The sequence below is a fragment of the Candidatus Eisenbacteria bacterium genome, assembly GCA_013140805.1.
Taxonomy (GTDB): domain Bacteria; phylum Eisenbacteria; class RBG-16-71-46; order RBG-16-71-46; family RBG-16-71-46; genus JABFRW01.
Genome location: JABFRW010000003.1, coordinates 1 through 11,785 on the forward strand (window position 1 = coordinate 1; position 11,785 = coordinate 11,785).

At 68.0% G+C, this 11,785-nt stretch carries 10 protein-coding genes and 1 tRNA gene; all 11 read right to left on the minus strand.

Annotation, left to right across the window (positions count from 1 at the left end; all coding sequences use genetic code 11):
- Positions 1–248: 248 nt before the first annotated feature.
- Positions 249–746: a cupin domain-containing protein gene (locus HOP12_00225; GenBank protein NOT32577.1), complete on the minus strand. Its 498-nt coding sequence runs from the start codon at positions 744–746 to the stop codon at positions 249–251.
- Between the two features lie 29 nt (positions 747–775).
- Positions 776–1,693: a hydroxyacid dehydrogenase gene (locus tag HOP12_00230; GenBank protein NOT32578.1), complete on the minus strand. Its 918-nt coding sequence runs from the start codon at positions 1,691–1,693 to the stop codon at positions 776–778.
- 5 nt (positions 1,694–1,698) lie between these two features.
- Complete coding sequence (locus tag HOP12_00235) at positions 1,699–2,811, minus strand: alanine--glyoxylate aminotransferase family protein (GenBank protein ID NOT32579.1); 1,113 nt, start codon at positions 2,809–2,811, stop codon at positions 1,699–1,701.
- Between the two features lie 2 nt (positions 2,812–2,813).
- On the minus strand, positions 2,814–5,351 hold the full coding sequence (gene lon / locus HOP12_00240; GenBank protein NOT32580.1) for an endopeptidase La: 2,538 nt from the start codon (positions 5,349–5,351) through the stop codon (positions 2,814–2,816).
- A gap of 343 nt (positions 5,352–5,694) precedes the next feature.
- Entirely contained in the window at positions 5,695–6,957 is a 1,263-nt protein-coding gene (gene clpX / locus HOP12_00245) for an ATP-dependent Clp protease ATP-binding subunit ClpX (GenBank protein NOT32581.1), read from the minus strand.
- Between the two features lie 11 nt (positions 6,958–6,968).
- Entirely contained in the window at positions 6,969–7,553 is a 585-nt protein-coding gene (gene clpP / locus HOP12_00250) for an ATP-dependent Clp endopeptidase proteolytic subunit ClpP (protein NOT32582.1), read from the minus strand.
- 36 nt (positions 7,554–7,589) lie between these two features.
- Positions 7,590–8,888 (minus strand): trigger factor, encoded by a 1,299-nt coding sequence (gene tig / locus HOP12_00255; GenBank protein ID NOT32583.1) that lies wholly within the window; start codon positions 8,886–8,888, stop codon positions 7,590–7,592.
- A gap of 43 nt (positions 8,889–8,931) precedes the next feature.
- Positions 8,932–9,016 (minus strand) — tRNA-Leu (locus tag HOP12_00260).
- 70 nt (positions 9,017–9,086) lie between these two features.
- Entirely contained in the window at positions 9,087–10,277 is a 1,191-nt protein-coding gene (locus tag HOP12_00265) for a hypothetical protein (protein ID NOT32584.1), read from the minus strand.
- Position 10,278: 1 nt separating this feature from the next.
- Positions 10,279–11,502, minus strand: coding sequence for a 2,3-bisphosphoglycerate-independent phosphoglycerate mutase (locus tag HOP12_00270; protein NOT32585.1), 1,224 nt, complete (start codon positions 11,500–11,502; stop codon positions 10,279–10,281).
- A 45-nt stretch (positions 11,503–11,547) separates the two neighbouring features.
- Positions 11,548–11,785: hypothetical protein (locus HOP12_00275; GenBank protein NOT32586.1), on the minus strand; the 238-nt coding region annotated here is incomplete at its 5' end.

The window sequence follows — 11,785 nt, forward strand, 5'->3', positions numbered from 1 at the left end:
GGGTTTCGCGCGGAAGAGGCGCGTCGCGGGGCCGCGTGCTGCGACGCCATCCCCGAGGCGTCACTCGAGGAGCGAGTTCGGCGGGCGCTGACTCATCTCGCACCGAATTGCCGGCGCCAGAGCGCGCCAACGGCGAGCAGTTCTGCATGATGCCGGTGCGCGCGACTCCGAGAGCCTGTCGCACGAGGCGTGACGGCGACGGCTCGCCGCGCCGACATCGCCCGCCTGCGTCGCGCAGGAGTGACTTGCTACGACTGCGGCAGCATCAGGCGCTCGATCAGCGCGCGCCGCGCGGGATGACGCTCGAGCAGCGCGGCGGGATCTGCGGGCTCCTCGTAGTCGGCGAACTCGAATCCGGGCGTGACCACCACACCCAGCAATCCCCAGGCACCGCCGGGTTCGAGCACGCTCCCCTGCCAGCTTCCGGCCGGCACCACGCACTGCGTGCGCTGGCCGCGATCGAGTGCGGTGCCGAGCACGACTTCCTCATCACTGCCGTCGGGGTGAAGCAGCAGCACGCGCACCGGATCACCGTCGTGAAAGAAATACAGTTCGTCGGCCGGCAGTCGATGCACCCGAGAGCAGGTTTCCGGCGTGAGCAGGTAGTGGATCGCGGTCGCGAAGCTGCGCTCGTGCTGGAATCGAGCCGGCAACGCGGCGGCGGCCACGCGCTCACTCGATCGATGGGTCTCGCGGTACCAGCCGCCCTCGCGCGGCAGCGGCACGAGCCCGAGCGCGCGAATCATCGCGTCCGCGTCGAGCCGCTCCTGCTCCATCACCCGCGAGGCGCGAGTTCGCCGAGTGCTTCGAGCAGCACCTCGACCGCCTCGTCACCGGCACGACGCTGCGACTCCTGCGTCGAGGCGCCGAGATGAGGCGTTGCCATCACGTTCGGGAGCGTGAGCAACGCGTGCTCGCCCGGAGGCTCGACTGCGAAGACGTCCAGCAGCGCCCCGCGCAGTCGCCCGTTGACGAGCGTGTCGTAGAGCGCTTCCTCGTCGACGATGCCGCCGCGCGATGCGTTCACGAGCACGGCGTCTTTCTTCATGAGGCCCAGCTCGCGCGCGCCGATCGCACCGCGCGTTCCGGGAGCGAGCGGCAGATGCAGCGACACCACGTCGCTCGAAGCGAGCAGTTCGTCGAGCGGCAGGCGATGCACCCACTCGAAACCCTGGGGCCACGATTCGAGCAGCGGATCGTATGCCGCGACCGACAAGTCGAACGCGCGCGCGCGCACGGCGACTTCGCGGCCGATGCGTCCGAATCCCAGCAGCCCGAGTCGGCGTCCCGCGATCTCGCGGCCGGCGAAACGCGCCTTCTCCCAGTGGCCGGCGCGAGCACTCGCGATCGCGTCGGCGAGGTGTCGCTCGTAGGCGATCAGCAGGCCGAACACCAGCTCCGCGACTGCGACGCGATTGGCGCCCGGCGTGTTGAGCACCCGGATGCCGTGAAGCTGCGCGGCTTCGGCATCGACATTGTCGAGTCCGGTGCCGGCTCGCACCACCACGCGCAGCGACGGCGCGCCGCCCAACACCTGCGCCGTCACCCGGGTGCCACCTCGCACCAGCAGCGCCACCGCTCCGTCGAGCGCCTGCGCGAGTTCGGCGCCCTGCAGCCCGTGACGTTCGACGACTTCGTGGCCGGAAGCACTCAGGCGCGCCAGTGCAGCGGCATCGAGAGGATCCGAGACCACGATCCTCATGCGCGTGCGGGGACGGCGCTCGCGAGCGCGCGAGTGCACTCGCCGATCGCGTTGAGCACCACCGCGGCGTCGCCGAGATCGTAGTGCCCCATGTGTCCGACCCGGATCATCTGGCCTTTCAGGCGATCCTGTCCGTTCGCGACCACGATGCCGTGCACGTCGCGCAGTCGCTTGACCACGTCCGAGGCATTGACGCCCGCGGGCGGAACCAGCGCGGTCACGCCGTGCGCCGGATGCGCCGCGAACAGCGACCAGCCGTGTGCCTTCGCGCCGTCGCGGATCGCGACCGCCACGCGACGATGGCGGTCCCAGACCTGCTCGAGGCCTTCTTCGCGAATCATCGCGAGCGCCTCCTGGAGCGCGAGCACCAGACTGACCGGCGGCGTGAACGACGTATCGCCCTGTGCCGCACTCTTGCGCGCGCGACGGAGGTCCCAGTAGAAGCGCGGCAACCGATCGCCTTCGATCAGATCGGCGGCGGCAGGACTCAGGCTCACGGTGCCGATGCCGGGCGGGATCATGAGCCCCTTCTGCGAGCCGCACACCACCACGTCGATGCCCCACGCGTCCTGCTCGAGCGCGTGGACGCCGAGGCTCGTCACCGCGTCGATCACCAGTCGGCGTCCGCGCGCTTTGACCACGGTCGCAATCTGCTGAAGGTCGTGCAACGCGGCGGTCGAAGTCTCGCTGTGAGTCGCGAACACCACCGCGAGCGAAGCGTCCGCGGCCAGCACCGCATCGAGACGGTTCGGATCGACGCTCTGTCCCCACTCGACCGGCAGCAGCTCGTGCGCAACTGCAAAGGCCGACAGGATCGACGCCCAGCGCTCACCGAACTTGCCGCCGCCGATCGCGAGCGCGCGCTGACCGGGCGCCATCACGTTGACGACCGCAGCTTCCATCGCACCGCTTCCCGAGGCCGCGAACAGAAACACCTCACCGCGGGTGCGATGGAGCGTGCGCAGTTCCTCGATCACCAGTCGCTGGGTGGTTCGATAGCCCTCGGTGCGATGATGCGGCGGTACCTGCGAAAGCGCGCGCAGCACGCGCGCCGGGATTTCGACCGGGCCGGGTGTGAACAGGCGGACCTTGATCGGTGTGGTCGCCATGGCTAGTGCGCGACCGGCGGAGCATCGCCGGCTGCAGGGGTCGCGGGCGGAGCCGGCGTGACAACGGCCGGCGCGGGCTCGGTCTCGTTCGATGCCACCAGCGGCGAGCGTTCGAGCGCTCGCATCAGCACATCATCCATGCTCTCAACCGTCACGAACTCGACCTCGCGCCGGATCTCGGGCGCGATCTCTTCCAGGTCCTTCGCGTTGGCGAGCGGGATCAGCACGGTGGTGAGCCCGGCCCGGCGTGCGGCCACCGACTTCTCGGCCAATCCGCCGATCGGAAGCACGGTTCCGCGCAGCGTGATCTCGCCGGTCATTCCGACCTCGGGCCGCGTCGCAATCCCGGTCAGCGCCGAGACCAGGGCCGTCGCCATGGTGATTCCGGCCGACGGGCCATCCTTGGGCATCGCCCCTTCCGGCACGTGCACGTGGATGTCGAGTTCGCGATAGAACCACTTCTCGAGTCCCAGCACTTTGGCGCGCGAACGCAGGTAGGACATGGCCGCCTGTCCCGACTCGCGCATCACTTCGCCCAGCTTGCCGGTCAGCAGCAGCTCACCCTTGCCGGGCACCACGCTGACCTCGATCGTGAGCACGTCGCCGCCGGTGTCCGTCCACGCGAGGCCGTTGGCGACCCCGATGCGCGAACGCTGCTCGATCTTCGAATCCAGGTAGCGAACCGGTCCCAGGTAGCGCGTGAGTTGATCGGGCGTCACCGTGATGCCGCGCTTCGCTTCGCCGGCCGCGCGCTTGCGCGCCACCTTGCGACAGATCGCCGCGAGTTCGCGTTCGAAGCTTCGCACTCCGGCCTCGCGCGTCCAGCCGTTCGCGATCGCCTGCAGCGTCTCGACCGGCAGCTTCACGTCGCGCTCGGCCAGTCCCGCCGCTTCGCGCTGCTTGGGCAGCAGGAAGTCGCGTGCGATCGCGACCTTCTCGTGCTCGAGATATCCCGGCAGCCGAATGATCTCCATGCGATCGGCGAGCGCCAGCGGGATGCCCGAAATCGAGTTCGCCGTGCACAGGAACATCACCTGCGACAGATCGAAGTCAACCTCGAGGTAGTGATCGTTGAAGGTGTGGTTCTGTTCCGGATCGAGCACCTCGAGCAGCGCCGAGGCCGGATCGCCGCGGAAGTCGGCGCCGAGCTTGTCGATCTCGTCGAGCAGGAACACCGGATTGCGCGAGCCGGCACGCTTGAGGCTCTGCACCACACGTCCCGGCATCGAGCCGATGTAGGTGCGGCGATGGCCACGGATCTCGGCTTCGTCGCGTACGCCGCCGAGCGCCATGCGCACGAACTTGCGGCCCAGCGCCCGCGCGATCGAACGCCCGAGCGAGGTCTTGCCGACGCCGGGCGGACCGACGAAGCACAGGATCGGGCCGCGCAGCCGACCGGTGAGCTGCAGCACCGCGAGATACTCGACGATGCGGTCCTTGACCTTGCGAAGTCCGTAGTGGTCCTCGTCCAGGATGCGCTCGACCGCCGAGACGTCGGCGTGATCGCGCGTGGTCTTGGACCACGGCAGCGACACCAGCCAGTCGACGTAGTTTCGCACCACCGTCGCCTCGGGCGACATGAAGCTCATCTTGCTCAGGCGATCGAGTTCCTTGATCGCCTTGGCCTGCACCTCGCGCGGCATGCGCGCGCGCTTGATCGCAGTGCCCAGCTCGTCGAGTTCGCTCGCGAACTCGTTCTGGTGGCCGAGCTCCTTGCGGATCGCCTTCAGCTGCTCGTTGAGATAGAACTCTTTCTGATTCTTGTGGACCTGCGAACGCACCTGGCCTTCGATCTTGCGCTCGAGCTTCAAGATCTCGAGCTCGCTCGCGAGCGTCTGCCCCAGCATCCGCAGGCGCTCGACCGGCGTCTCGGCCTCGAGCAGCTGCTGCTTGATCGGCACCTTGACCAGCAGCTGCGCCGAAACCGTGTGGCCGAGCGTGATCGGGTCGGTGATGCCGCTCGCGCTGTTCAGTACCTCGTCCGGAATGCGGCGGTGCAGATGCACGTAGTCGCCGAACTGGTGCGCGACCGTTCGCATGAGCGCTTCGCCCTCGGCGCTCGCGGCGACCGGATCCGGCAGCGGTTCGAGGCGCACCACGTACGCATCGCGCGACCACTGGAAGCGCTCGGCGCGTGCGCGGCACAACCCCTCGACCAGCACGCGCAGCGTGCCGTCCGGAAGCCGGAAGAGCTGCAGCAGCCGCACCACGGTACCGATGCGGTAGAGCTCCTCGTGCGAGGGATCGGTGACTTCGCTGCGCTTCTGCGCGGTCACGAACAAGATCTTGTCGCGGGAAGCCGCGCGCTCGATCGCGTGCACCGACGGCGCACGCCCCACCAGCAGCGGCACGGTCATGTACGGGAACACCACGACGTCTCGCAGCGGCAGCAGCGGCAGCCGATCGCGGAACTCGAAGCGTTCGTCGCCGCGCGTCACGCTGAGCAACCGCGCGGGTCCCTCGGCCGCGGCACGCTTCGCCGACGACCGCTTCGGACTCGCGGACTTCGGTGCTCCGCTTCGCGCCGACACGAGCTTGATGGGCGTCTGAGAGGCGCTCACGGCCTTGGCCGCTCCGCGACGCGATGCGGCAATCTTGGACGAGCGGCGCTCGACGCGCGCGGTTCGCTCGGCGGGCGGCGGCGGCGCGGAACGCTTCGGCGCGGCCACCGTGGCGACGCGTGATTTCGCTGCCGGCGACTTCGCGGCGCGCTTCGGCTTCTGCTTGGCTCGGGTCAATTCATCTCCTGGATTCGGCCGAATCGGATTCGCCCGCCGACGCGTCCCTTGAAAGCGACGGCCCGGGTGAGGTGCGGGGCGCCTCGCGCCACCACAAGTTCACTCGGGCCACCCTAGCACAGGGGAAACGCGCGTCGCGTGCGGTTTACGCCTCCTTACGACGCTTCTCGCGCTCGCCGCGGAACGTCAGCAGCGGCGGCGCGCCACCGATGATGCATTCGCGCGAGATCGTGCATCCGATCACGTCGGAGCGCGACGGGATGTCGTACATCACGTCGAGCATCGAATCCTCGATCACGGCACGCAGTCCTCGTGCGCCGGTGCCACGCAGGATCGCCTGCTGGGCGATCGCACGCAGGGCGTCCTCGGTGAAGTCGAGCTTCACGCCCTCGAGTTCGAAGAACTTCTGGTACTGCTTGGTGATCGCATTCTTGGGCTCGGTCAGGATCGTGACCAGCGCGTTCTCGTCGAGCGACTCGAGCACTCCGACCACCGGCAGACGGCCGACCAGCTCGGGGATCAGTCCGTAGCGCAGCAGATCCTCGGGCTCGATCAGCGCCATCAGCTGACCGACGTTCTTCTCTTTCTTGGTCTTGATCTCGGCGCCGAAGCCCAGCACCTTTTCGCCCACGCGCCGCTCGACGATCTTGTCGAGACCCTCGAACGCGCCACCGCAGATGAACAGGATGTCCTTGGTGTTCACCTCGATGTACTTCTGCTGCGGGTGCTTGCGTCCGCCCTGCGGCGGCACGTTTGCGATCGTGCCTTCGAGGATCTTGAGCAGCGCCTGCTGCACGCCTTCGCCCGAGACGTCGCGGGTGATGCTGGGGTTCTCGCTCTTGCGCGAGATCTTGTCGATCTCGTCGATGTAGACGATGCCGTGCTCGGCATTGACCAGATTGAAGTCCGCCGACTGCAGCAGCCGCACCAGGATGTTCTCGACATCCTCGCCGACGTAGCCGGCTTCGGTCAGGCTGGTGGCATCCACGATCGCGAACGGCACCTTGAGGAAGCGCGCCAGCGTGCGGGCGAGCAGCGTCTTGCCGGTGCCGGTCGGTCCGATCAGCAGGATGTTCGACTTCTCGAGTTCCACGTCACCGCCCGTGCCGGGCGGCGAGTAGATGCGCTTGTAGTGGTTGTAGACCGCGACCGCGAGCGTCTTCTTGGCGCGGTTCTGACCGACCACGTAGTCGTCGAGGATCTTCTTGATCTCGGCCGGCTTCGGCAGCTGGCCGGTGGCCGACGGCTGCTCGCGCTCGATCTCGCCCTCGAGGATGTCGTTGCACAACTTCACGCACTCGCTGCAGATGTAGACCGACGGCCCCGACACCAGCCGCGCGACCTCGTCCTGGCCACGGCCGCAGAACGAGCAGCGAATCGGATGTGGAGTTGCGATGCGCTTCTTCATGACACCCCCGCCTACTTGCGCTTCGAGATGATCTCGTCGACGAGCCCGTACGTCTTCGCTTCATCCGCCGACATGAAGTTGTTGCGATCGGTCTCCCGCTCGACCTGCTCGACGGTCCGGCCGCAGTGCTTCGACAGGATTCCGTTCAGGAGGTCCTTCATCGTCTTCACTTCCTTGGTGTAGATCTCGATGTCGGTCACCTGGCCCTGGGTGCCGCCCCACGGCTGGTGGATCATGATGCGCGAGTTCGGGAGCACCGAGCGCTTGCCCTTGGCGCCGCCGGCGAGCAGGACCGCGCCCATGCTGGCCGCCTGTCCCATGCACAGCGTGGCGACGTCCGGCTTCACGAACTGCATGGTGTCGTAGATCGCGAGGCCCGCGGTGACGCTGCCGCCGGGGCTATGGATGTAGAGATTGATGTCGCGCTCCGGATCCTCGGCCTCGAGGAAGATCATCTGAGCGACCACCAGGTTCGCGACCTGGTCGTCGATCCCGGTGCCGATGAAGATGATGCGGTCCTTGAGGAGCCGCGAGTAGATGTCGTAGGCGCGTTCTCCGCGCCCGGTCTGCTCGACGACGATCGGTACGAGACCCATGCTTCCCTGCTCCTTTTTTGCCCCGTCACCGGGGACTCATCGTGCCGCTGGCACCACCATCGGCTCGTCGCTCATCACTTCGTCTCGAACTTCAGCGGACTCGATCACGAGCCCCATCGCTTTCCGCTCGGTCAACGTTTCGCCGAGCGTACGCCGCCGCTCCGCATCCGCATAGCGGGCACGTACGCGCGCCGCCTGACGTGGATCGGCGGCCGCGATGCGATCGATCTCGGCCGCGATTTCTTCGTCACTCACCGAGAGCTGCTCCTGACGCGCGATCGCGTCCAGAATCAGCTCGCGCCGCAACGAGCGCTCGACGCCGGGACGATAGCGACCCGACATCTCGGCCGCGAGGTGGTCCGGGACCTCCCGGCCCTGCGCCGCCTCGCGCACCACTCGATCGAGCATGAACGCCACCAGGCGTTCCGGCAGCTCGAGTGCGTTGCGCCGCACCAGCTCGTCCGTCGCCGCGGCGTCCAGCTCCCGCTGCGTCCGGCTCTGCTCTTCGGCTTCCAGGTTGATTCGGACGCGCTCCTTCAACTCCTCGACTGAGGAGAGCTTGAACACGTCCCGTGCAAAAGTATCGTCCAGTTCGCGGAGTTTCTTGTCCTGGATCTTTCGGACCCTGACCTGGTAGCTCCAGGTGCGGCCGCGAAGCTCCTCGGCCTGATGGTCTTCGGGGTAGCTGACCGCGATCGTCCTAGCGTCGCCGGACCGGGCGCCGATCAGCCCGCTCTCGAGTTCCGGCAGCATTCCGGGGGCTCCGATCTCGAGCCGGATGCCTTTGGCGCGGGTGTGGCCCATCGGGCGTCCGTTGACGTCGAGGCGCACCGAGTCCGCCAGCACCAGATCCCCACGCGCCGCGACGCGGTCGACGTCGACGAACACCGCCGACTCCTCGCGCAGCCGATCCATCACCTGAGCGACCGCCGCGGCGTCGATCGGCCTGGAGCGCCGCGTGAGCGGCAGCTTCTTCCAGTCACGCGCCTCGAGTTCCGGTTTGACGTCGACCACCGCCTCGAACGACAGCGGCTCGCCCGGCTGGAAGCGCAGCTCGCGCACCAGCGGCGGCACCACCGGATTGAGCTTCGACTCGCGCACCGCCTCGGAGGTGACGGCGGGCAGCGTGGTCTCGAAGAAGCGCTGTTCGATCGAGTCGGCGAAGTTCTGGCGGACCAGATGGAGCGGCACCTTGCCACGGCGGAAGCCGGGCAGCACCGCACGCCGCTGGACTTCGCGCGCCACCTCGTCGAGGCGTGACTCGACCTCGTCGGCAGGAATCTGAATGTCGAGAATGTGCTGCCACGGCGTGCCGGCGCGGACCGAAACGTTCATGATGCGGGCTCGTCTCCCTGGGGTTGAATGGGCGGTGCAAACGTGGTGCGAGAGGGGGGACTCGAACCCCCAAGAGTTTCCCCACCGGAACCTAAATCCGGCGCGTCTGCCAATTCCGCCACTCTCGCCTGGTGCCGCGAACGAGAACTGCGACCGGATCGCGAAATCGGCCGGCAGTGTAGCAGAGGTGCTGCGGCCTCAATACCCGACCCGGATCGACACCATGACACGATCGTCAAACGAGTTCGGCGCATCGCCGCGGTGGACCACGCGGCGCAGCACGCCGAACTCGAGCGACTGCCGCTCACCGAGCGTCCAGCCGAGCCCGAGCGCGAGCCGCGTGGCGCGATCCTCGGCCGCGTCCGACTGGCGATCGGCGCCGCCACCGAACCGTGCGGTCCAGGGATCGGCCGCGTCGTGGTACTCGAGCGCCACCGCCCATTCGAATGCGCTGCCCTCGACCACGCCGAAGCCCTCCCACTCGCGCTCGCCGCGTCCGCCGGCACCCGCGAACAGTTTTAGGACTTCGGTTCCCTGCCAGGCGACCGAACCGCCGTACTCGTAGCCTGCCGCGCGTTCGGCTCGCACCTCCGTGTCACCGGTCCCGGTGATCAGCTCGACGTGCTCGGTCCCCTCGACTTCGAGCGCACTCGCGTAGCGAACGCTCGCGCCGGCGTCCCAGTGCCCGGGGCCCGGCGTTCCGCTCGCCACCTTCACACCACCTCGCACCGCGAAGCTCGTCCCATCGAAGGACGTGATGCGAATGCCGCTCGAAGGATCACCCGACTCGACCTCGAGCGTGTACTCATCGTCTCGCATCACCCACTCGCCGGCGACACCGAGCCGCAGCGAGGCGGGTCCGAACGCGAGGCCTGCACCGGCCAGGTTCTCGCGCGCCGCGGTCTCGCTCGCGATCGTCGAGTTGAGTGCCGTCGGGTCCAGATTGCGACCGGTCACGAACGCGTTGTTCTCGGAGCGCGCCAGGGCGCGATGCGCATAGAGCGCGAGATCGAGGTGTTGTCCGCCGACCTTCCAGAGCGGACCGCTCAGCGTGAGTCCCGACAGATCGAAGAAGGCGCTGGTCTCGTCGAAGTCGGTATTCGCGGCGCGCAGATCCTGGCGGCTCGAGTGCAACAGCACGGGAGTCAGTTCGACGCCCCAGCGCGATGAGGAGATCGCAGGATTGGTCGCGGGATCGGAGCCGAGCCACCGATCAGCGAGCGAGCGCCCGGCCGAGACACCGGAAGCCGCCTCCGAATACCACCCCGGGAACGCGAACACCGAGGAACCGAGTGGTGGGTTGGGCTGCGCAAACGCCGAAGCGGCAGTGAAAAGAGCGATGGCAACCGTCAATCCGGCCGCCGGAAGCGGGCTGAAGCGAATGGGCATGTCAGGCTCCGTACTTGTCGAGCCGCCCGGCGTGGGCAAGGAGTACCGCCATCAGGTCCTTGCTGGCAAGGGTCCCGATCGTCCCCGCCCGCGCCGCCTTCTCGTTGAAGCGGGGATATCCGTCGGCGAACGCGAGCCCGCCATGTACCAGGCACGGGATCGGGTGCCACGAATGCGCCTTCATCGGGACCGGAGTCGAGTGGTCACCCGTGACGCACAAAACGTCGGGCGCGAGCGCGAGCAGTTGCGGCAGCGCCGCGTCGGTCTGCTCGATCACCTTCACCTTGGCGTCGAAGTTTCCGTCCTCACCCGCCATGTCGGTGCCTTTGATGTGAATGAAGAAGAAATCGAACGCGGACCACTGCTGACTGGCGAGCGCGAATGCCTCGGCGCCACCCTCGCCGTTCGGCACGAAGCGCTCCATGCCCGCAAGCTCCGCGACGCCGCGATACATCGGATAGGCGGCGATCGCCGCGGCGCGCAGGCCGAAGCGCTCGCGGTAGCCCTCTAGATGAGGGCGCGCCGACAACCCGCGCATCAACGCCGCATTCGCGGGCGACTCGGCGCGCAGCACTTCCGCCGCGCGCTTTGCGAAAGCGTTCACGATCCGCGCGGTCTTGTCGTTTGCAGCGCCCGCGACGAGCGCGCGCGCCGCCGGGATCGGCTTCCCTTCCTTGTGCGGATCGGCATCGCTGACGTCACCGCCGAGACCGGGGCCTCGCAACACCGCGACGAAGCGATGGCCCTTCCCCGCCTGCAGCAGGATCTCGACATCCTCGATGCGACCGACCTCGGCCGCGAGCCTGGCGACCAGGCGCGCGCACACCTCGGTGTCGATGCGGCCCGCGCGTCGATCGGTCACGACTCCCGCGCCGTCGACGGTGCAGAAGTTCGCGCGCGCCGCGACGTCGCCCGGCGCGAGTGCGATGCCGGCGCCGAGCGCTTCGAGCACACCGCGTCCGACCACAGTCGTGATCGGGTCGTAGCCGAACAGGCCGAGATGTCCCGGGCCACTGCCGGGTGTGATGCCGGGTGCGACCGGCACCAGGCGCCCCTGCGAGGCGGCGGGCGCGAGCGCGTCCAGGTTCGGTGTGCGCGCCGCTTCGAGCGGAGTGCGTCCGCCGTGCGCGGGGTGCGGCAGGTCGCCGAGCCCGTCGAGCACCAGCAGCACGATCTTCGATGAGTTCTCGAGGAGCAGCGGACGCAGCAGGTCGTTCACGAGCACTCTCCGCAGGCTCGGGGTGGATCGAAGGAGTTCATCACCGGCGCATCATGCCTCAGAGAGAAGCTGGCGGGCGAGTGCAACGGTCTCGGTGTCGGGCTCGGCGTCGAGCTCGCGACGCAGGAACTCGGCGTAGGCATCGAACCGCCGACGCGCCTCGGTGCGTCGGCCGAGCGACACGAACGCTCGCATCTGAAGTCGGACCGCCTCGTCGGCGAACGGATCGTCCGCGAGCGCCAGCCGGCACGACTCGAGCGTCTGCGCCGCGCGCTCGACCACCAGTGAG